The sequence below is a fragment of the Halalkalibacter oceani genome (assembly GCF_023715705.1).
Lineage (GTDB): Bacteria > Bacillota > Bacilli > Bacillales > Bacillaceae_D > Halalkalibacter > Halalkalibacter oceani_A.
The window spans coordinates 91,205-111,781 of the sequence record NZ_JAMBOS010000009.1 but is presented as its reverse complement, the minus strand read 5'-3'; the positions used below and the strand labels follow the sequence as shown (position 1 = coordinate 111,781).

At 47.0% G+C, this 20,577-nt stretch carries 20 protein-coding genes and 1 riboswitch; of the genes, 6 read left to right on the top strand and 14 right to left on the bottom strand.

What is annotated here, in order from left to right; genetic code table 11:
* The first annotated feature begins 418 nt into the window (after positions 1-418).
* Positions 419-1,963, top strand: coding sequence for an AbgT family transporter (locus M3212_RS11050; RefSeq protein ID WP_251194026.1), 1,545 nt, complete (start codon positions 419-421; stop codon positions 1,961-1,963).
* Positions 1,964-2,049: 86 nt separating this feature from the next.
* Here the strand turns inward: M3212_RS11050 and M3212_RS11045 are convergent, their stop codons facing one another.
* Together M3212_RS11045 and M3212_RS11040 are read right to left on the bottom strand one after the other, a co-directional pair.
* Positions 2,050-2,253, bottom strand: a complete 204-nt coding sequence (locus M3212_RS11045; protein WP_251194025.1) for a cold-shock protein — start codon at positions 2,251-2,253, stop codon at positions 2,050-2,052.
* A gap of 731 nt (positions 2,254-2,984) precedes the next feature.
* Entirely contained in the window at positions 2,985-3,137 is a 153-nt protein-coding gene (locus M3212_RS11040; protein ID WP_251194024.1) for a hypothetical protein, read from the bottom strand.
* A 121-nt stretch (positions 3,138-3,258) separates the two neighbouring features.
* On the opposite strand from M3212_RS11040, the gene M3212_RS11035 reads away from it, so the two are divergent.
* Complete coding sequence (locus M3212_RS11035; RefSeq protein ID WP_251194023.1) at positions 3,259-3,828, top strand: hypothetical protein; 570 nt, start codon at positions 3,259-3,261, stop codon at positions 3,826-3,828.
* 76 nt (positions 3,829-3,904) lie between these two features.
* Here M3212_RS11035 and M3212_RS11030 read toward each other — a convergent pair whose 3' ends face one another.
* Entirely contained in the window at positions 3,905-4,609 is a 705-nt protein-coding gene (locus tag M3212_RS11030; protein ID WP_251194022.1) for a YhcN/YlaJ family sporulation lipoprotein, read from the bottom strand.
* A gap of 233 nt (positions 4,610-4,842) precedes the next feature.
* On the opposite strand from M3212_RS11030, the gene M3212_RS11025 reads away from it, so the two are divergent.
* Entirely contained in the window at positions 4,843-4,998 is a 156-nt protein-coding gene (locus M3212_RS11025) for an aspartyl-phosphate phosphatase Spo0E family protein (RefSeq protein ID WP_251194021.1), read from the top strand.
* A gap of 132 nt (positions 4,999-5,130) precedes the next feature.
* Positions 5,131-5,310: riboswitch (Lysine riboswitch) on the top strand.
* 142 nt (positions 5,311-5,452) lie between these two features.
* Entirely contained in the window at positions 5,453-6,340 is an 888-nt protein-coding gene (gene dapA / locus M3212_RS11020; protein WP_251194020.1) for a 4-hydroxy-tetrahydrodipicolinate synthase, read from the top strand.
* A 188-nt stretch (positions 6,341-6,528) separates the two neighbouring features.
* Here the strand turns inward: dapA and kduI are convergent, their stop codons facing one another.
* From kduI to M3212_RS10990, 6 genes are read right to left on the bottom strand one after another with little or no spacing between them, the layout of a single operon-like run.
* Positions 6,529-7,359 carry a 5-dehydro-4-deoxy-D-glucuronate isomerase gene (gene kduI, locus M3212_RS11015; RefSeq protein WP_251194019.1) on the bottom strand — a complete coding sequence of 277 codons (831 nt, stop codon included), beginning with the start codon at positions 7,357-7,359 and terminating at the stop codon, positions 6,529-6,531.
* Positions 7,360-7,396: 37 nt separating this feature from the next.
* Positions 7,397-8,164 (bottom strand): SDR family oxidoreductase, encoded by a 768-nt coding sequence (locus M3212_RS11010; protein ID WP_251194018.1) that lies wholly within the window; start codon positions 8,162-8,164, stop codon positions 7,397-7,399.
* Positions 8,165-8,187: 23 nt separating this feature from the next.
* Positions 8,188-9,204, bottom strand: coding sequence for a zinc-dependent alcohol dehydrogenase (locus M3212_RS11005; RefSeq protein ID WP_251194017.1), 1,017 nt, complete (start codon positions 9,202-9,204; stop codon positions 8,188-8,190).
* A gap of 45 nt (positions 9,205-9,249) precedes the next feature.
* Positions 9,250-10,560, bottom strand: a complete 1,311-nt coding sequence (locus M3212_RS11000) for a TRAP transporter large permease (protein WP_251194016.1) — start codon at positions 10,558-10,560, stop codon at positions 9,250-9,252.
* Positions 10,561-10,585: 25 nt separating this feature from the next.
* Positions 10,586-11,074 (bottom strand): TRAP transporter small permease, encoded by a 489-nt coding sequence (locus tag M3212_RS10995; protein WP_251194015.1) that lies wholly within the window; start codon positions 11,072-11,074, stop codon positions 10,586-10,588.
* Positions 11,075-11,095: 21 nt separating this feature from the next.
* Entirely contained in the window at positions 11,096-12,145 is a 1,050-nt protein-coding gene (locus M3212_RS10990; protein WP_251194014.1) for a TRAP transporter substrate-binding protein, read from the bottom strand.
* Positions 12,146-12,465: 320 nt separating this feature from the next.
* Between M3212_RS10990 and M3212_RS10985 the strand changes: the two genes are divergently transcribed.
* A complete protein-coding gene (locus tag M3212_RS10985) occupies positions 12,466-13,230 on the top strand; it encodes an IclR family transcriptional regulator (RefSeq protein ID WP_251194013.1) in 765 nt (254 codons plus the stop codon).
* Between the two features lie 160 nt (positions 13,231-13,390).
* Here M3212_RS10985 and M3212_RS10980 read toward each other — a convergent pair whose 3' ends face one another.
* From M3212_RS10980 to M3212_RS10965, 4 genes are all read right to left on the bottom strand, one after another.
* On the bottom strand, positions 13,391-14,323 hold the full coding sequence (locus M3212_RS10980; protein WP_251194012.1) for a DMT family transporter: 933 nt from the start codon (positions 14,321-14,323) through the stop codon (positions 13,391-13,393).
* A 339-nt stretch (positions 14,324-14,662) separates the two neighbouring features.
* Entirely contained in the window at positions 14,663-15,862 is a 1,200-nt protein-coding gene (locus M3212_RS10975; protein WP_251194058.1) for a M24 family metallopeptidase, read from the bottom strand.
* Between the two features lie 55 nt (positions 15,863-15,917).
* Positions 15,918-17,102 (bottom strand): M20 metallopeptidase family protein, encoded by a 1,185-nt coding sequence (locus tag M3212_RS10970; protein ID WP_251194011.1) that lies wholly within the window; start codon positions 17,100-17,102, stop codon positions 15,918-15,920.
* Positions 17,099-18,274, bottom strand: a complete 1,176-nt coding sequence (locus tag M3212_RS10965) for a cystathionine gamma-synthase family protein (RefSeq protein ID WP_251194010.1) — start codon at positions 18,272-18,274, stop codon at positions 17,099-17,101. Before M3212_RS10965 ends, M3212_RS10970 begins: the two co-directional genes overlap by 4 nt.
* Before the next feature lie 227 nt (positions 18,275-18,501).
* Here M3212_RS10965 and M3212_RS10960 point away from each other — a divergent pair, with 227 nt between their 5' ends.
* Positions 18,502-20,169 (top strand): PucR family transcriptional regulator, encoded by a 1,668-nt coding sequence (locus M3212_RS10960; RefSeq protein ID WP_251194009.1) that lies wholly within the window; start codon positions 18,502-18,504, stop codon positions 20,167-20,169.
* A 29-nt stretch (positions 20,170-20,198) separates the two neighbouring features.
* Here the strand turns inward: M3212_RS10960 and M3212_RS10955 are convergent, their stop codons facing one another.
* The gene (locus tag M3212_RS10955; RefSeq protein ID WP_251194008.1) at positions 20,199-20,573 is read right to left on the bottom strand and encodes a kinase-associated lipoprotein B; all 375 of its coding nucleotides are present in this window, start codon (positions 20,571-20,573) and stop codon (positions 20,199-20,201) included.
* Positions 20,574-20,577 lie beyond the last annotated feature (4 nt).

Sequence of the window (20,577 nt, the reverse complement as noted above, 5' to 3'; positions counted from 1 at the left end):
CCTCTTTATTTTATCCTATTCATTGATTTTCGTCATTATGTCAGTTTTATTGTTTACATAATAAAATTACAGGAAATAAGAAAACACGTAGCGTCCTTTCTTAGAAGCCGACGCCCTTCCTCGAATCAACCCGAAAACTTTTCTACTTTCTTATCTTTAAAAAAATCGAAGCAACTTCCCCTCTTTCCATTTCTAATTTGCTTACCATAATTTTATTGGACTATCCTTCCGATGATTCCCTACTAAATTAGCAAATAGAAGCAATACATTTATTTTTCTGAAATATCTTTTAGGTCATTTTTACTATTTTTTGTTTTTTCCCCCACGCTCCGTTAATAATACGGTAGAATCAAAATCGTGTTTCCTAATAAACAGATTGCACATTTCCTATATTTTATGATGAAAGGAGTTTATCTTGATGGATGATTCAATAAAGAAACAAGGTATTTTCGGAAAATTTTTAAGCTTTATTGAACGGGTCGGCAATAAACTGCCTCATCCGATTACACTGTTTGCTATACTAGCCGTCATTGTTGTTTTCATGTCCGCTTTATTATCCTCATTCAACATCAGTGTCGAGAATCCGACGGAACCAGGTGAAACACTAGCGATCACCAATCTGTTAAGCGGAGAAGGAATCGCTTATATTGTGACCAATATGGTCAGCAATTTTATCAACTTTGCTCCGCTCGGTGTTGTCCTGGCAACGATGATCGGGATTGGCGTCGCCGAAAGAAGTCAGCTTATTAGCGCTGCGTTACGCGGCCTTGTCACTTCTGTCCCTAGCCGTTTAATTACAGCTGCCCTAGTTTTCGCCGGAATTATGTCAAGCGTCGCATCCGACGCCGGCTATGTTGTTCTTCCGCCATTGGGAGCACTGCTCTTTGTCGCATTGGGGCGGCACCCTCTCGCCGGACTTGCAGCCGCATTCGCCGGTGTATCCGCCGGTTTCAGCGCGAATTTATTTCTGTCTGCCACCGATCCAATGCTTGGAGAGCTGACACGGCAGGCAGCGGCAACCTTTGATCCCGCTTATGCGGAGACAATCAATATTGCGATGAACTACTACTTTATCGCGGTCTCTGTATTCGTCCTGACCATTGCCGGAACATTCGTCACTGAAAAAATCGTCGAGCCGAGACTTGGCACGTACAAAAACAAACTGGAAACAAGCGCTACGGGAATCGATTACTTACAAAAAGAAGAAAAGCGCGCCCTCACATGGGCAGGAATTTCAATGGTTGTTGTTGCAATCATTATGTCGCTGCTTGTGCTGCCTGAATGGGGACCCCTGCGCGGGGATGGACCGAATCCGATCGCCAATTCTCCGTTCATGCGCTCATTAGGCCCTGTTATTTTAGTGCTATTCCTCGTCCCGGGGATTGTATATGGCGTATTAATGAAGACGATTCGCAATGATAAAGATGTTGCGAACCAAATGTCCGACACGATGGCTTCAATGGGAATGTTTGTCGTTCTCGCCTTTACGGCCGGTCAATTTGTTGCCTATTTTAACGAAACAAATATGGGGATTGTTCTTGGTGTCTATGGGGCTGAGTTTTTGCAGAGTGTGAATTTCACGGGAATTCCGCTCGTTCTGGCCTTTATCGCCGTTACAGGCTTGATTAATTTATTTATCGGCAGCGCCTCGGCGAAATGGGCGATTATGGCTCCGGTCTTCATTCCGATTATGATGCAGCTCGGCTATTCTCCGGAACTGACGCAAATGGCTTACCGGATCGCTGATTCGACAACGAACATCATCTCACCATTGATGACTTATTTCGCGATTATCATCGCCTTTGCGCAAAAATATGATAAGAAAATGGGTATCGGAACTCTTATTTCTGTTATGGTTCCATACTCGATTGTCTTCTCAATCGTCTGGACGCTGATGTTAATCGTCTGGATGCTGCTTGGAATTGATCTTGGACCGGCATCACCAATTCACTATCCTTCATAGATTGAACAAGGCTAAAGCAGATGTGACTTTAAAAAGCATACTAAAAAGGGTGCCCCCCAGGGGGGCACCCTTTTTATATAAGCAAATTAAAGTTTTACAACGTTAGCTGCTTGTGGTCCACGGTCGCCTTCAACGATTTCAAATTCAACTGATTGACCTTCGTCAAGTGTTTTGAAACCTTCACCAGTAATAGCACTGAAGTGTACGAATACGTCGTTTCCGCCTTCTACTTCAATGAAACCGAATCCTTTTTCTGCATTGAACCATTTAACTGTTCCAGTTTGTGCCATGCTAAAAACCCCAATCTTAATAGTATTTACTTAATATGCTAATCATATTTACAAACCAAGGTAAATAAAAAATTCACATATTATAAGGAACATCAATCACAAATCGATCGAGTGAATATCCCTTATAACATGTGAATACCGAACTCTTATGAATCTGTGTTTCTTAATATTGATGAGCAAAATCAAATTATAATTGGCTATCAAGGATCAAGTATCAATCTTCAAACGATGAAAGCCCTACCTCTCATTCATCTTTACGGTTCCTTGACCGCGCCAGGGAATGAAAAGAGCTATCTGGGAATGAAGTCGACAACCATTGACTTAACTATAACTTATTATTGACAAAAATGCAAGCGCAATAATTTACTATTGCCTCGCGCTCAGCCTCAACTGTCTCATAACAAGAAAAGAAAAGGCACCCGGCAAAATGAACGAGCACCTTTTTATGGCTGATCAAGTACGGCTGTAATAATCATTAATCGATTCAAGGATCGTCGGCTCTTCCTTCACTTCAATCGGCTTGCGGTCAGTTTCCTTGCTCTGTTTTCGCATGAAGATCTCCCTCCCATTTTTCTTATTCCACCGTCTGTGTTCTTCTCTTTCTCTTACCGCCAGTATATCCTTCTGTTATACAATAGTCAACCTTTTTCTGAAAATTGTATTAATACATAGATGTTTCTATTTCAAAAAAAAAGCGGTCAAGGTTCCATCACCTTCACCAGACCCGGCACTCATTTCTTTTTTAATTGTTCATCAATCTCCAGCAATTGTTCATCGGCCCGTTTATTGACCAGTGTTTCCAATGTGTGTGACATATGATTTCCAACCATCATGACGAAAAAAAACAAAGCAAAAAAGAAAATGCTGAACGCGATTACCGCCATGCTCCGCTCCCCCTTCCCCCCTTTCTACCATATATACGGGTTAGCCGGAGCCATGATGCATAAAAAAAGCGGATGCTTCCATACTAAAGAAAAATTGGTTATGAAAGAGAGTTGAAGATCTATGTGTAGTCGAGCCACGTTCCTCACGATGATGCTTCCTTTATTTTTTCTGCTTTCAGGCTGTGGCATGAACCCACAAGCCGATCTTGTCAAAAACCTCGAAGCTGAGCAGAATAAGCCCGCGGACAACCTGGCTCTCCATTCCAACAATACAGATCAAAATAAAGTGCGCGGCTTGCAAACGAATGAGCTTCAGTCTTTTGCCAGTGAAGTTGGCTACTACTTAGCGCAATCAGGCGAGTTGCTTCGGGAGATTTCTCCTTATTTTGATTCACCAAACCTCGCGCCGGGAGAACTTCAGCATATCGAGGCCGCCTTAACGGCTTTTGAAACGCAGAGCGAGCAGCTTCAAGCATTGACGCCTCCTCCTGAATTTAATGGCTTTTTCCAGGTCCAGATGAGTACGTTAATTGAAGCACGCGCGCTTTCAGATCTGATTACAGCAGTGGCTGACAGCGGTGATATGTCGCAGCTCGCGAACGGTAGAATTTATTATGAAAATGTGGTCATGTCCCATAAGCTGATGGAACGAGAATATTTAAATGTCTCGGAAGAACACGGTCTTTACTAATTCCACTGAAAAAAAGTTGTTCCACACACAGGTTGGCACAACTTTTTTCAGGATGGTGAACGGACAGCGTGCGCAGTTACCTGCGCCCCTGAACCGTATCATCAATCAGATCGGCGATTTCACCCACGGTGCCGCCAACCCCCTCAAACGGATGAGGCCAGGAGACATGGTGCTCAATCGCATTCATTTGGTTAATCAGGCGCCGATTTGTTGTAATATAGACAGTGGCTCCGCCTATCTCATCACTGATTTCATTTTCGACGGCGTTAATTACCTTTTTCCGGTCCTGTTCATCTGATTCGATTCCGATAATAATCCGGTCTCCTTCGGCGAGCACATGGGCATCCTCGATATGTTCAAGGGCTTCAATCCGTTGTTCAATCCGACGGAGCCTTGCCCCCTGTGCTGTTTGTTCCGTTTGAACCTGGTACGGTTTCTTTTGCAAATACGGCTTATCACGATGAGGGTATTTATCGCGCAACACGTTCAGCCGGTTATTCAATATTCGTTCTCCACGCCTTGTGCTTAGAATCCGCTTATTCGTTGTATACTGGCCTTCATGACGAAGGGAATGTACAGGGTCTGTCAACCCTTTAGGAGCGCGATCAGGGACGACCAGATCCATTAACGGTCCTTCCAGGCTGCGGACGTGCGTCACCCCGTAGCCGCTGAAGCCTTCCTCGCGATTGGAGTTGGCCCCCATGACCGACTTTTGTTCTACTTGACACCCGCCGCAAAAAAGAATACCCGATATAAGAATGATGCAAATAAAATTCTTCATCGTTACCTCCTTTCTTTTTGGTTAGTTTGCGACATTCTTTTTATTTCACTCTTGCAATATTCAACAGTATTGGTGCAACGCTCCACTGAAAGAAATGTCGAATTATCAGGAAACATCTCTATTTCTGACTACTTTCGTGGAATCGCTTTTTTATTTACAAAAACCGGGTATAATGTAGCATTGTGAGAGATAAAACAATGTGCAATTTGCAAAATATAAAATGGAGTGAAGCAATGTATTACTTAAAAATTGAACAAAAGCGGGAACAAATGTTAACACTTGCCAAAACCTACGGACTGACCGCAGAGGTCACCGTACAATGCAGCCAGGAGCTTGACAAACTGCTGAATCAATTGCAAACAAAAATGGTTCCTTTCTTAATGAAATAAGAAAAGCCTGTTTCTTGAATTTTCATCGGTTCTTTTTAAGAATCATTCAAATTCGCCCTAAAGTATTGCAATTATTAGCAGCATCTGTTAAGGTAGACACAAATTCATGTAAGAACTTACTTCATACGCTGAAGTGAGGGTAGAGGCGCAAATGCCATAAGTAAGCTTGTCGAGGAGTATGAGCTCTGAAGAAGCAGGTTGAAAGGGGAATTTGCCGAAGTTAACGGAAGCTCATAGTCCGTTGGCTGGGACTGTATTGAATAAATACAGGACTGTCATATAGCGTTTGCTATATGGAGGGCTATCTCACACATTGATTGGTCTAGCGTTGTTTACGTACTTATGTACAGCTAGCCCTGCAACAATGAGTCGAGAGCTCGTTGTTGTTTTTTTGTGCTTCCCAAAGTAGCCCAAACAACGTATGTAAACTTTTTAGAATTGAGGGTGAATCAGGATGAATTTCGGACGAATTATTACAGCGATGGTGACACCGTTTAATCAGCATGGACAAGTTGATGTAGAAGCAACAAAGGAGCTTGTCGCCCATTTAATCGCGAATGGCTCAGACGCATTGGTCGTTGGTGGAACAACAGGTGAATCGCCGACATTATCAACAGAAGAGAAATGCTTATTGTTTGACACAGTTGTAAAAGCAGCGGACGGTAAGGTTCCGGTTATTGCCGGCACAGGCTCAAATAATACACAGGCTTCCATCGAGCTGACACAAAAGGCGGAAAAGCTCGGTGTCGATGGCATTATGCTTGTCGTTCCTTATTATAATAAGCCTTCCCAAGAAGGAATCTTTGCCCATTTCAGCACGATCGCCCAGTCTACAAAGCTTCCGGTGATGTTATATAACATCCCTGGCCGCAGCGCTGTGACGATGTCGGTTGAAACGACGCTGCGCCTTGCCGAGGTGCCTAATATTGTCGCGACGAAAGAAGCCAGCGCGGATTTAGAAGCAATGGCGGCGATTATCGAAGGCGCTCCAGACGGTTTCTCCCTTTACAGTGGAGATGACAGCCTGACACTGCCGATTCTTTCCATCGGCGGAATTGGTGTCGTGTCAGTCGCCTCGCATATTATCGGCAATGAAATGCAGCAAATGGTCCGTAATTTTCAGGCGGGACAGGTTCAAGCTGCTGCCCTGCAGCATCGCCAGCTCCTGCCGGTGATGAAATCATTGTTTATGGCACCTAACCCGACTCCGGTAAAGGCTGCGCTGGAAATGCAGGGGATTAAAGCCGGTTCGGTCCGGCTGCCGCTTGTACCGCTTTCAGCCGAACAGCAACAGCAGCTGAAAAGCGTCATCACCCCGACGATGAATTTCTTTGTCAGCTAATTAAGGGAGCGTTCCAAGAGAGGCTGGGACAAAAGGTTGTTTTTTTACCTTTTGCCCAGCCTTAAGCAATGAGCGGAACCGCCACGATCTTTTAAAGCCCGTTGTGAGTGGGTTTCTCACAACGGGCTTGTGGCGTGTGAAGCCATTGCCAGTAGGTCCAAAGCCAGTTTTTGCTCAAGCTCTCTTTTTTAACGGAGATTCTTCATCTCTACAAAATCCATGTCTGTAAAGGTATAATTTTCACCAGCCATCGCCCATATAAACGTATAATTGTTCGTGCCTACACCAGAATGAATCGACCAGGGTGGCGAAATGACGGCTTCCTCATTTTTGACGAGTAAATGCCTCGTCTCTGACGGCTCCCCCATGAAATGGAACACACGCGACTCTTCCTCCATATCAAAATAGAGATAAACCTCATTGCGCCGATCATGCACATGGGCAGGCATTGTATTCCACATATTATTCGGCTCCAAAATCGTCATCCCCATCATCAGCTGACAGCTTTGAATTCCTTCCTCATGAATGTATTTGTAAATCGTCCGGTTATTGGACTGCGCACCTGAACCGAGTCTTGTTGGAACGGCAGCGTCAATCGGCAGCACCTTCGTCGGATAATCCCGGTGCGCCGTTGTCGAGACAAAGTAAAGCCTCGCTGGCGCTTTAACGTCGACACTTGCAAACAGCACACTTTTCTTCCCGCGGCCGATATAGAGACAATCACGCTTATTCAGAAGATATTCCTCACCGTCGACCGTAACCTTCCCTTGACCACCAATATTAATAATGCCCACTTCACGGCGTTCGAGAAAATAAGCAGTACGCAGAAAATCACCCGCTTCAAGCTTTAGCTCGTTCTCCACCGGAACCGCGCCGCCAATGACGGTCCGGTCATAGTGACTGTACACCATTTTTAGTTCTCCATCAGTAAACAACTTCTCGATAAGAAAGTCTTCCCTCAGACGTTCGGTTGTATATTGCTTTACATCAGTCGGGTTTGCCGCATATCGATTCTCCATATTCTCCAATCCCTTCTCTTCTTTTTCTCTCCCTTATTTACCTGCCCATCCAGCCTCCGTCGACGGTAATAATCGTGCCGTTGACGTAATTCGATGCATTCGATGCTAAATAAACAATGGTTGCCTTAAAATCTTCCGGTTCTCCCCAGCGGCCGGCAGGGATCCGCGCCAGTATTTCTTGTGAGCGTTGGGGATCCGCACGCAATGCCTCTGTATTATCGGTTGCAATATAACCTGGGGCGATCGCGTTAACCTGAATTCCCTTCGCCGCCCACTCGTTTGCCAGCGCCTTCGTTAATTGACCAATCGCCCCTTTGCTTGCCGCATACCCCGGTACATTGATCCCACCCTGAAACGTCAGCAACGAAGCGGTGAAAATGATTTTACCAGATTGTTGTGATATCATCATTTTCCCGATTTCCCGGCTTAAAATAAATTGCGCGTCCAGGTTCACATTAACAACCTCATCCCAGTATTCATCCGAATGCTCCGCAGCCGGGTTTCTTTTAATCGTCCCTGCATTGTTGACTAGAATATCAATCGTTCCGAAATCCCTTTGTAGCTCGGCAATAAATGCATAGAGCTGATCGCGGTCTGAAAAATCACAAGTATAGCCCTTGAACTGCCGGCCTAATGCTTTTACGCTTTGCTCCACCTCACTGTTTTCCCCAAGAGTCGCGCTAACACCGATAATATCGGCCCCTGCTTCAGCCAAAGCCTCGGCAAGCGCCTTGCCAATTCCGCGCTTGCATCCTGTGACCAGCGCCCTTTTTCCATCAAGCTTAAACATATCGAGTACAGTCATCTCTCTTTTGACCTCCTATCTTTTTATGAACAAGTGAGCAGCACTTTCATCACATTGCCGCCCCCTTCCATTTCCTTTAGTCCCTGCTCGAGATTTTCCAATGGGTAGACATTTGTTATCACCTGCTCAAGCGGCAGCTCGCCTGACGCGGCCAGAGCAATCGCCTGGTCAAAGTCCTCCGGCTCGTATACGCGGGCCCCGAACATCCTCAATTCCTTCCAAAAAAATTGAAACAGGTCAACCTGCGGCGCTTGCCCAAAAATTCCAACGATGACAATTCTTCCTCTCGTTCGCAGCAGCTTTGTCATCATTTGCGCTCCTGTTTTTGAAGAGGTTACCTCAAAGACAACGTCCGCTCCCGCTCCATTCGTTTCTGCATAAACGATTTTTTCGAGATCGTCGTTTTTAGAATCAACGACTTCAAAGCCCAACTGCTGGAGAAGCTTAATCCGATAAGGATTGATTTCAGCAATTTTTACCGTTGCGCCCTTCTGCCTTGCGACCATCGCAATTAAAGCACCTATTGGTCCGCCACCAATAACGACCACATATTCGCCTGCTTCGATTTGTCCGGTTCTGACATCATGGCAGGCAACCGCCAACGGTTCGATTAAAGCGCCATGCTTTAATGACACACTCTCCGGCAGCTTATGAATCGTATAAGCAGGGACATTCCAATACGTTTGAAAGGCTCCTTGTGTCTCGATTCCTAAAAAGGCAAGATGATGACATATATGCGAGTGGCCCGCTTCACAAGCCGGACATTGACCGCAAGGCGACAAAGGCCGGACGGTTACCCGGTCGCCGACGGCGACATTCTCTACACCATTACCGACCTCCTCAACAATACCGGACATTTCATGACCTAAAATTTGCGGAAAGGTAACGCGATGGTCCATCACGCCATGATAAATATGAAGGTCCGTCCCGCAAATTCCACAATGAGAAACTTTAATTTGCACCTCGCCTTCCTCCGGTTGAACCGGCCGCGATTCCCCTACTGTCATTTTTTTATCTCCCTCATAGAAAACAGCCTTCATCGTCTCCACCTCTTTTATAAAATTCAGCTTTTGCCATCCATTGTTTTATCCGTTGTGCAAACCAAGAATCCCCGGCAACCATATTGACAGCTGCGGCACATAAGTTATGAGCAGCAGCACGGCAACTGAGACAACGAAAAAAGGCAGAAGCGGTTTAATAACATCTTCAATTTTTAAATTTGCCACCTTCGCCCCGACAAAGAGAACAGGTCCGACCGGCGGGGTGATCGTTCCAATACAAAGATTAAAAACGAGCATAATGCCAAAATGAACAGGATCAATCCCAAAACTGACTGCAATCGGCAGAAAAATCGGGGTGAAAATTAAAACGGCAGGCGTTGGATCCATAAATGTTCCAACGAGCAGCAGCACTACGTTCATAATTAACAAAATCACGAAAATATTACTTGTCAAGCTGAGCAGACCGTCGGCGATCAGTCCGAGAATATTCGTAAAGGACATCACCCAGGACATAATGGAAGAAACGCCGACTAAAAAGATAACAATTGACGTTGTTTTCGTCGCCTCCAGTAAAATCCGCGGCAAATCCTTCACTTTTATCGTTCTATATATGAATGAAAGAAGAAGCGAGTAAACAACGGCAATCGCTGAGCCTTCCGTCGCCGTGAACACACCGCCGATAATCCCGCCAATGACGATAACGACAAGCAGCAAGCTTGGAATCGCGTCTAACATAACAAGCAGTGCCTGGCTGAAACTGATACGATCATTTCTTTTTAAGCGATACCGCTTTGCCAGCACGAGCGCGACGATCATACAACCAAGTCCCCAAAGAATTCCAGGTAGATAGCCGGCCATAAATAAAGCGGCAATCGAAGTTCCCCCACTAACAAGGGAATACACAATCAAAGTGTTACTTGGCGGTATAAGCATCCCGGTCGGTGCTGAGGCGATATTAACGGCCGCGCTGAATTTGCGGTCATACCCTTCCTTTTCCTGAAGAGGCGTCATCGTGCTGCCGACGGCTGCTGAAGCTGCAACGGCTGATCCGCTAATCGACCCAAACAGCATATTAGCCAATATATTTGTATGGGCAAGCGAGCCCGGCATCCGGCCACTCAGCACTTTGGCGCAATTGACGAGCCGAATGGCTATACCGCCATTATTCATAATGACACCAGCCAAGATAAAAAACGGAATCGCAATCAGCGTAAACGAATTTATCCCGGTAAATAATCTTTGGGCCGACGTCAACATTCCATTTCCGGCATCGACGATTGTAAACATCGCCAGTACGGATGCTAAACCGACACTTACGCTGATCGGCACTCCGATCACGAGCAAAACACCAACACTAATAAACAGGATTAATGCGGCTTGAACAGCAACATCCATCAGGAGGTTCTCCTTCCTTGCGCAACTATGCTTTCTTTGCTTGAGGCACGCCTTGTTTGATCAAATGGTAAATATTATGCAGACAATAAAAGACGATGCAGAGCCCGCTTAATGGCATGGCGGCATATAAATACCCGACGGGAATTTGTAAGGCGGCAGCCATTTGTGTCCATGCTAGGCTTGTGGCGTTATACCCGCCCATTACGAGCGCGCAAATGGCGAACACGATAATCACGACTTCAATCGTAATATCAGCCCCGAGCTGCCATTTTTGCGGAAATGTATGTTTTATAAATTCGATCGACATATGTCCCTTCTCTCCAAATACATACGCGGCGCCGAATAACACAAGCCAGACGAAGCAGTATTTGGCCAATTCCTCTGAGATGACACTCGGATCGTTTAACACGAACCGAGTGAACACCTGCCAGGTAACCAACAGTACCAGAAAGCCGAATAGTCCAATACAGAATAACGATAATACTTTATCTAAGCCTTTTTTGATGAGATTCAATTCATATCACCACTCCATCAGCTATTGCAAAGCATTTTGCACTTTTTCATAAAGGGCCTGTGCGGTATCAGTCGTTAATTTTTCATCGATAACCGGCTGGACGGCATCTTTAAAAAGCTGCGTATCCGGATAATTAAATTCTGCTCCGGCTTCCTCCGCTGCTGCGATGGCTGCTTCGACATCCTGATCCCACAATTCAAACTCAAGATCAATCGCCTTATCCAGCTCATCGAGGAAAATCTGCTGATGCTCGGCCGGCATGCTCGTAAAGAAGTTTGTGTTTACGATCAAATAATCAGGAAACATAAGATGCTGCGTATAGGAATAATAAGGAGCAATCTCATCATGATTTAAATTGGCGAAAATCAATTCATTGTTTTCACCGCCATCCAGCACGCCGGACTGAATTGCTGTATACACTTCCCCCTGACCCATTGGGGTACCGGTGCCGCCCATCGCTGCCATCATCTGAATATTGGTATCACTTTCAATGACACGGATTTTCATCCCCTGTAAATCTTCAGGTGTCTCAATTGGCTTGATCGAATTATAGACATTGCGGATTCCGCCATGGAATCCCGCTAATACGGTAATCCCCTGATCCTCAATTGACTTATACAAGTCACCGACAATGTCACTGTCCTTTAACACCGCTTTTTGATGCTCAGCTGAATCAAACACATAGGGCAAATTGAACACGGCAAAATCCTCGTTGAAGTTTTCAAGCAGACTGCCGGCGACAATCGACATTTCGATCGTTCCAGACTGAGCCAGCTCGATTGTTTCGCGCTGGGCGCCCAGTAATTCATTCGGTGAAATTTCAATTTGATAAGCTCCGTCCGTCAATTCATACACGCGCTCGCCAAATTCCTCCATCGCCTTGAACTGGGGATGATTTTCCGGTTGGTTAAAGGCCACTTTAATCGTTTTCGTTTTCACCTGCTCCTCAGTGCCCTCTCCACCATCCGCTGAACCACCAGCTGAAGAATCCGTATTGCCGCATGCCCCCAAGAAAAGAATCATCAAGACAGCGCTTACAAACATGACCATCATCCGTTTTTTCAATTTCATCGTTAATCCCCCTCATAATGAATTCATTTTTCTTTTGCTTTGTAACCCTTTTCATTTTCAAAAACAAATATGATGATTTTCTTTTACCACCTCCCTTTATTGTTCCGTATCGCAATACGTCGTTCCACATAATGATTATAGTAAACCCTTCCTTTTTTTTCAATAACTTTTTTTACTATTTTTAATTTGCTTTCTTTTTCGCTTGCCTTCGTTATTGAAAATGCTGCTCCAACCGTGACAGCAGTTTACAATACGGGCCAATTCCACTATGATAAAACTCAGAGATCCTCTTTTTTATAACTGATCAAAAGGAGTTAGACATGGCAAACGTTCAATCAGTGGAGCGCGCTCTTACGCTTTTAAACGTTTTATCCGAGTATCCGGACGGCATTCAGGTGACGCGTCTTTCCGAACAGGTTGGGCTGACGAAGAGCACAACACACCGTCTTCTGACAACTCTTGTTAACATGAATTACGTCTTAAAAGACAAGGATTCAGATAAATATAAGCTTGGCTATCAAGTGGTTTATTTATCAAGGCAATTATTGAACAATTCAGACCTTATTCAAGTGTCAAGACCGTATTTAAAAAAGCTCTGTGATGATGTCAATGAGGCGATTCATCTTTGCATCGAAGATAATGAGGAAGTTTTGTACATTGATAAGCTCGAAAGCACACAGACGATCCGCATGTATTCCCGTATCGGCAACCGGCGTCCTTTTTACTGCACAGGAGTCGGCAAGGTGCTGCTCGCCGGAATGGAGCCAGAGCGCTATGAGCAAACATTGCAAAAGATCGACTTTGAAGTCCGCACCCCCAACACGATAACAACACCGGAGAAATTAACTGAGGAAGTCAGTCGCGTGAAGGAGCTGGGCTACGCCCTTGATAATGTAGAAGTGGAAGAAGGAATCCGCTGTATCGCCGCGCCAATTTATAATGCAAAAGGCAACATTATTGCCAGCTTCAGTATCTCTGGACCAAGCAATCGCGTAACCCTTGAGCGGATTCAAGACGAGCTTATTGAACGAGTGCGGCAAACAACGCGCGAAATTTCCGAACAGCTCAAGCTGTGGAATACGTAGGGAAGGCGAAGCCCCCATAAAGCAGCTTATGTCCGATCTAAAAAAGAAGGGGCTGGGCAAAAGGTAAAAACAACCTTTTGTCCAGCCCTTACGCAATGTCTGGAACCACCACAGGCTTGTGCCGTGTTAAGCCATTGCTAATAGTGAAACACTCTTCTTTTTAGATATGCTTAACCGCCTTTTTAGGAAGAGAATGATGCTTTGCCCATATCCGTTCAATATAGCCTGTGCCAAACAATACACCGAGCACGATAAATAAGAAGCCGAAGGTTTGATACCAGTAGATCTTTTCCCCTAAAAAGATCGCCGAGCTGACCAGACCAAAAAACGGAACGAAATTATTGAAAAGCGCGGTTTGACCTGCCCCGATTTGCTGAATCGCCGCATTAAATAGAAAGTGGCCTAAAGCCGTGGCGACAACAGCCGATAGGAAAAACAGAACATATAGATAAAACGGCGCTCCGACTAAGCCTGACATGCCGGCTGGCTCCATAATCAAGCTTAAACCGAGTAAACCGATCGAGCCAAATAAGAGCATAAACGACGTCATCTGTTTCGAATCAAGGGTAGCGGTCGCTTTTTTAATATAAATAAAGCTGATCGCCTGCATCACCATTGCGATAAACACATACAGCTCCCCTGTTTGCACCGCCCAGTTGCCGCCTGGTCCCTGGATGAACATCACGCCGATAAAAGCCATTATAATGCCAAAGAAGCGCCATTTTGTTAAACGGTCCCCTAAAAAGATAACAGCGAACAGAAAGGTCGTTAACGGCAACAACGCCAGAATCAATACTGTATTGGAAGCATTCGTTAGCGTTAAACCTTGCGATAGAAAGAAATGATGGCCAACAACGCCGAAAATTGTGGCTAACAGCGTCAGCTGCCATTCTTTTTTCGTCATTTTTCTCAGTTGCTTACTGAAAAGGACAATGGCAATTGCCACTACACCCGCAAGCATGATACGGAAGCTCGTCATCGTCGCCGGCGGGAAAGCATCAACGAGCAGCTTCAGCAAAACAATGTTCAAGCCCCAGATGATCATTACGACAAAAATAACACCGTACGTAAAAACTAATGATTTCTCTTTCATTTTCTCCACTCCAGTTTTCTCTCAACACTTTTGTCTACCTCTCATCTTACCACTGCCCCTTCACCTTAGCTACGACTTTTTTTCCAAAATTTGTAGAAAGCGCTTTCTTCGAGTGGCGGGAGGAAAAAGTTGTTTTTTCCCTTTTACCAGCCTTTGCTCAATGAGCAGACCTTCCTTTTCAAGCTATTGTGAGCCGGTTTCACACCATAGCGTTTTGACGAGTACGGCCTCTGACCACCTGCTGTACCGTTCTCTCGCTAAAAAAGAATGGAGCTGGGCAAAAGGTTGATTTTCCCTTTTACCCAGCCCTCCGTCTCAAGTGCTTTCCCCTTCTGGCATTTATGACGTATGTTCGTCTGGAATGATCGAGATGACCGGTTTTTCGTATAAATCTCTTGGGAAATTTGTCATTGTCTCCACGCCACTTTCGGTGATGCGAATCGTTTCCGTGATTTCAACTCCATAGTCGTCGTACCATAAGCCCGGCATTAAATGAAAGGTCATATTCGGCTGGAGAACGGTCCGATCTCCCGGGCGAAAACTGACTGTATGCTCGCCCCAGTCCGGCGGGAAGCTTAGCCCGACTGAATAGCCGAGGCGTGAGCTTTTATGAAAGCCGTATTTTCCGATCGTTTGCCGCCACATCTGTTCGACTTCCTCGGCGGGCATCCCCGGCTTAATTGCAGCGAGAGTAGCTTCAATCCCTTCCTGAACGACAGCGGCCAATTCCGTTACATGCTGTGGCGCGCGGCCGACTGCCATCGTTCTTGCCATTGGTGTGTGGTAGCGCTGATAGACTCCAGCGATTTCAAGGGTTAAAAAGTCCCCTTCCTTGTAGCGTCGCTCCGTCCAGGTCAGGTGCGGGCAGCCCGTCTTCTCATTCGTCGGCAGCATCGGCGCAATCGACGGATAATCCCCGCCAAACTCAGCCGTTCCTTGAATTTGCGCATGCGAGATCGCAGCGGCGACATCACACTCCCTCACTCCGGGGGCGACAGTGTCGTATGCGGCATTCATCGCCTTCTCCACGATCTTCGCCGCTCTTCTCATATAGGCGATTTCCTGCTCCGATTTGATTAACCGGACGCCATTAACAAGACTCGACATATCCTTCAGCTTTGCGTTCGGCAAGCCGTGCTTTAGCCTCTCATAGCTCAAACCGGTAAAGTAATGGGCATCCATCTCGACTCCAATGACACGACTTCCCTGGCCGATTTCCGTTAAAATGTTGGCGATAAAATCAATCGGGTGTCTTTCTGTCGACTGGACGTAATAATCCGGGTACGTAATAATATGCTGCTCATCAAGCCATGTCGTCTTTGCCACACCCCCTGCATCCATTTGCCTCCCGATCCAAAGCGGCTGGTCATCGTCCAGTGTCACGATCATCATCTGATGGACATAGAAGCTCCATGCCGCATAATGACTTACATAGTACATGTTTGAGGGATTGGAAATCAGGAGCACGTCAATGCCGACATCAACCATTCTACTTTTTACCTTTTCAAGCCTTTGCTTATATTCTGTTAACGGGAACAATTGCTCCACCCTCCTTTTTCTTTGCTGATTTATGCTGTGCCAAATCCTCCCGCTGTCATTTTTCAGGCAACGATTTATAGATTAACAGGCGAAGCGCCGCTTCGGTGAGAATGCCCGTTCCAAGCTCCAGCGCTTCTTCATTAAAATCAAATGTGGGTTGGTGAAGCGCCGTCCGCTGCGGAAGAGCCGCACCTAAAAACAGCATCGCCCCCGGACAATGGGCTGCCAGATGACTAAAATCCTCGCTCCCCATGCCGTACGGCCGCCTGTGAATCACGATATCCGGTTCTACCGAACGTGCTGTTTCCTCGAGCAGCTTGACGATCTCCGGAGCATTTCTTAAGGCAGGTTCACCGTGCTCAATCGAAAGCTGACAGCTTCCCCCATATGGTGTTATGCTTTCCAGCACATGGCGCAGCGCGGCTTCCATTTGCGTTCTCGCTGCGCTTGAGTAGGTGCGGATCGTTCCATTAATCCTGACCTGCGACGGAATGACATTCGCCGAGCCACCGGCTTCTAAGCGACCGATACTTAACACCGCCGGCTCCAACGCGGCTATTTTCCGCGCTGGAATCCCATATAAACCAGGGAGAATTAGCGACGTCAGCCAGATCGGATCAACTGCCTGTTCCGGATAGGCTCCGTGGCCACCCGTCCCGCTGATCATGATGGAAAACGAGTCAACATTCGCCATCACGATTCCCGAACAAAGCTTGATCTGCTTATAGGGAAGCTCCGGGTCAAGGTGCAGGGCGATCATTGCCGAGACGTCGTTCAGAATTCCTGATGCCATGACATGCTGGGCACCGGTCAAACCCTGCTCGTCGCTTGTTTCTTCCGCCGGCTGAAAGAGGCATTTGACCGTGCCTTTAAGCGTACCATTTTGGCGCCATTCACTTAAGCGCTGAACCGCGCCGAGCAGCATCGCTGTATGTCCATCATGCCCACAGGCATGCATAATACCAGGATGGGCAGACTGATACTCAGCGCCTGTCTTCTCCTCAACCGGCAGGGCGTCAATATCAGCGCGCAAGCCAACGACCGGCGCTTCGCCGCTTCCAACTGTGGCCAGAACACCGGTCTCAAGCCCGATTGCTTCCTTGCCGGTGTGAAGCGTCACTCCGGGCAGGCCGGCTAATTGCTCAACGATATAAGCCGTCGTTTTATGCTCGGCAAAGCTGAGCTCAGGATAGCGATGGAGATGACGGCGCCACATGATTAACTGTTCAGCTGATGTCATGTGACGTTCACAGACTCAAGAGCCTGCCTCAGATCCGCCAGTAAGTCAGCCTGATCCTCGATTCCCGCTGAATAACGGACAAGACCTTCCGGAATACCAAGTGCCGCGCGTTCTTCCGGCGTGTTCTCGACATGACTTGTCGTCCGCGCCGGTCCTACGGTTGTTTCCACCGCGCCCAGATTAGCAGCACGGTGCGCGATCTTAAGCTGCGGCAGGAACTGTCTGACTGCTTCCAGCTCTCCTTTTAAGGCAAAGCTCAGCATCCCGCCGAAGCCGCTCATCTGTTCCTTAGCAATCTGATGATGCGGATGCGTGGGAAGGCCTGGATAAAAGACGCGCTCGACTTTTTCGTGTTCGCTTAAATAATGGGCTACCGCGAGGGCGTTCTCCTGCTGCTTTTCAACGCGTAGCTTTAATGTTTTCATTCCGCGTAGCAAAAGGTAAGCCGCCATCGGATCAAGAGATGCTCCGTTTATTTCACGGTAATGATAAATCGCTTCGACGAGCTGCCGTTCCCCGCAAACGACACCGCCAAGCGCGTCGGCATGACCGCCAAGAAATTTTGTCGCACTGTGAATCACAAGATCTGCACCGAGCGACAGTGGATTTTGATTAATCGGTGTCGCGAATGTATTATCGACGAAAACGAGTGCTCCCGCCTGTTTGGCTGCATCCACAATCCGCCGTATGTCCGTTATTTTTACGGTTGGATTTGTCGGTGTTTCCAAATAGACGAGCTTGCAGCCTTTCTCGATCTCCGCTTCCATCTGTTCATGATTCCCCGTTTCAACAAGCACGACCTCGATTTGCAGCTGGGGCAGAAATTCGGAAAAGATTTTATTCGTCCCCCCGTACGTGTCCTTGATCGAGACGAGACGGTCGCCCGGTCTCAATACGGTTAAAAGTGCATTGGAGATCGCCGCCATTCCGGTTGAACAGCTCGTTGCCGCTTCTGCCCCTTCCAGTTCTCTCACTTTCTCCTCAAAGGCCTGGACGGTTGGATTCGTATTGCGCCCGTAAATATGACCCGCCCGTTTTCCAATCGCCACTTCATACCATTCATCAATGTCGTTGTAGCCGTACGCTACACTATGAACAACCGGAACCTGCGTTGCTCCATGGGCCAAGTAGTTCTTCTCCCCCGACCAGACGACCTGCGTTGCCTTGTTCATTCCTTCATAAGCTCCCACGAAACCACCCCTTTACCAGTAGTAGTTTCATCTTACTCTGAATAATCAGAAAAAACATTGATCAAATTGTATGAAGATCATCGATAATTTTCATCTAGTTTTGGCAATAGGCTGTAGAAGAGGAGGAAAGATAGATTGTCCGTAGTTCCTTACATCTTATACAATAGGAAAAACGGAAGCTGACTCAGATGATAGGAGGCGTGAAGCGGATGGGGATAACGATGCAAGAGGTTTACAATTTGCCATACTTTCAAAATTCTATGCTCTGCTCCGGTACAGAGAAAATGGGAGTAACCGTTGTGCAAGGAGTATCCGTAATCGAAACGCCAGTTGAATCGTTTGTAAGGAAAGATGAATTCGTGCTTACTTCCGGCGTTTCCTGCCGTGATGCAGACAGCTTCTATCAATTCGTAGCCGAAGTGATCGCCTCAGAAGCAGCAGCACTCGCTGTCGCTTTAGGACCTTATGTCAAGCAAATTCCCGCTTCAGTAATCGACCTCGCGCAGAAAAAGCAGTTCATCTTGCTGACAGTCGACTGGGAGGTTCGTTTTTCCGACATTCTCGAAGCGGTATTTGCCAGAATTCATCAGCGAAAACGGGACAATTTGGAAAAAATCGAGACCTTACGAAAGTCCTTGTTGCACTATATTCTGTCCGGACAATCGCTTGATACGGTAGCCGTGCATGTTGCCAATACGCTGTCCTGTGATATTTTGATTGCGGATAAAAGAGGCGTGATTCTCGGTAAATCGAAAGACGCTCATCCAGATCTTCAAGAGAAATGGCTCATCTTTCTTCACAAACAACTGGAGGATGACGGGATCTATCAGCATGTGAACAGCGGCTTTGATTGGCTCGCCTATGAGGATGGTTACGCGCTGCAGCTAACGATTCATTCCGGGGCGGCGATTCAAGGCTACATCGTCGTTGGCGGCTTTGGCGAGGAGCCATTCAGTGAAGAAGAGCATGAGGAGTGGGTCAGCCTGCTTGAGCATGTCGCCACAGCCGTAGCGATCCACTTCTTTCACGAACAAGCGGCAAAGGAAACGGAGTGGCGGCTGCGTGATGACTTCGTTTGGGAATTGTCGCGCGGCGCGATTGCGACGAAGGAAGCGATGCTTTCACGGGCGAAATCACTCGGCTATCAAATTAATCTGCCTTATCTCGCTCTTGTTGCCAAAGCCGAGCAGGTCGAACAGTCATTCCGCGCGGCGAGCCACGTGACGATTTCCTTCGATCACTGGCTTCATGAATGCATCCGCTATATGGAGGAAGAGGCAGAAAGTATCGCCAAATCGCTGGCGCTGAAATCGATGGTCACCTATCAGCAACAGGAATTGATTATTTTTCTTGAAGTCACATATGAACCGGCGAGCTCACAGGCGCTGGTCTATATCAGGAAATTTACAGAACGGCTGCAACTGCTTTATCCCTCCCTCACACTGTCCTGGGGAATCGCCAAGCAGTACGGCTATTCCTGCTTCCATACAAGCTACACAGAAGCGAAACGGGCGCTGGAGATCGGCCGCAAGCGCAATGGTGTCCCTTCGGTGTCGACGTTCTCGGACACCAAGGTTGACCGGATTCTCGAAAGCATTTATCAAAACAAAGAGCTGGTGGAGATTACAGAATCGGTCTTAACCGCCCTGCTACGCTATAGCGAGGAAAGACAAATTGATCTGCTTCATACGTTTACGGCGTATCACCGCAACCGGCAAAATGTCAGCCAGACAGCTCGTGAGCTCAACCTGCACCGACAGTCGCTGCTCTATCGTCTACGCAAAATTGAAAGCTTAACAGGCTGTTCGCTCGATGACGCCGATGATTTATTTCTGCTCGACTTAAGCACCCGTTTATGGCTTTATGGTATTGAATAGAACCGCGCGCAAAAAAATACGGGAGGCTCTCACCAACCGTACTCTTTTGCGCATTCCTTCAGCTTTTCTTCACATTTTCTCGCCCACTCACTGTCCAGTTGTTGACAATTAGCCAGCTCTTTTTCAAACGCCGCTTTCAAAGATTCTTGATAGGAAGGAATTTCCCCTTCGTACGGCTTCATCGACGAGAGCGGAACCCACGTTTTTTCGAATTCAGCCAGCGCTTTACGCTGGTGAAAAAGCGGCACATCCGCTTCCTTTGGCTGATGCAGGTCCCCCTGCATCGGATGTTTCAACACCGCCGCCACTTTTACGAGAGCCCGCTGATGATCCGGCTGCTCTTCAAGCAATTCAGCGAGATAAACCCCTGTTTTGTAAACGGCCCGGACATAATGACGTTCCACTGCT

Bases quoted from the DNA above. Each gene is read 5' to 3' on its own strand.
- M3212_RS11010 (WP_251194018.1), bottom strand. From the start codon at position 8,164: ATGACTGTACTCGATATGTTTAAGCTTGATGGAAAAAGGGCGCTGGTC.
- M3212_RS10960 (WP_251194009.1), top strand. From the start codon at position 18,502: ATGGGGATAACGATGCAAGAGGTTTACAATTTGCCATACTTTCAAAAT.
- M3212_RS11025 (WP_251194021.1), top strand. From the start codon at position 4,843: ATGTATTACTTAAAAATTGAACAAAAGCGGGAACAAATGTTAACACTT.
- M3212_RS11050 (WP_251194026.1), top strand. From the start codon at position 419: ATGGATGATTCAATAAAGAAACAAGGTATTTTCGGAAAATTTTTAAGC.
- kduI (WP_251194019.1), bottom strand. From the start codon at position 7,359: ATGGAGAATCGATATGCGGCAAACCCGACTGATGTAAAGCAATATACA.
- M3212_RS11035 (WP_251194023.1), top strand. From the start codon at position 3,259: ATGTGTAGTCGAGCCACGTTCCTCACGATGATGCTTCCTTTATTTTTT.
- M3212_RS11045 (WP_251194025.1), bottom strand. From the start codon at position 2,253: ATGGCACAAACTGGAACAGTTAAATGGTTCAATGCAGAAAAAGGATTC.
- M3212_RS11000 (WP_251194016.1), bottom strand. From the start codon at position 10,560: ATGGATGTTGCTGTTCAAGCCGCATTAATCCTGTTTATTAGTGTTGGT.
- M3212_RS10970 (WP_251194011.1), bottom strand. From the start codon at position 17,102: ATGACATCAGCTGAACAGTTAATCATGTGGCGCCGTCATCTCCATCGC.
- M3212_RS11040 (WP_251194024.1), bottom strand. From the start codon at position 3,137: ATGGCGGTAATCGCGTTCAGCATTTTCTTTTTTGCTTTGTTTTTTTTC.
- dapA (WP_251194020.1), top strand. From the start codon at position 5,453: ATGAATTTCGGACGAATTATTACAGCGATGGTGACACCGTTTAATCAG.
- M3212_RS11030 (WP_251194022.1), bottom strand. From the start codon at position 4,609: ATGAAGAATTTTATTTGCATCATTCTTATATCGGGTATTCTTTTTTGC.
- M3212_RS11005 (WP_251194017.1), bottom strand. From the start codon at position 9,204: ATGAAGGCTGTTTTCTATGAGGGAGATAAAAAAATGACAGTAGGGGAA.
- M3212_RS10980 (WP_251194012.1), bottom strand. From the start codon at position 14,323: ATGAAAGAGAAATCATTAGTTTTTACGTACGGTGTTATTTTTGTCGTA.
- M3212_RS10990 (WP_251194014.1), bottom strand. From the start codon at position 12,145: ATGAAATTGAAAAAACGGATGATGGTCATGTTTGTAAGCGCTGTCTTG.
- M3212_RS10965 (WP_251194010.1), bottom strand. From the start codon at position 18,274: ATGAACAAGGCAACGCAGGTCGTCTGGTCGGGGGAGAAGAACTACTTG.
- M3212_RS10985 (WP_251194013.1), top strand. From the start codon at position 12,466: ATGGCAAACGTTCAATCAGTGGAGCGCGCTCTTACGCTTTTAAACGTT.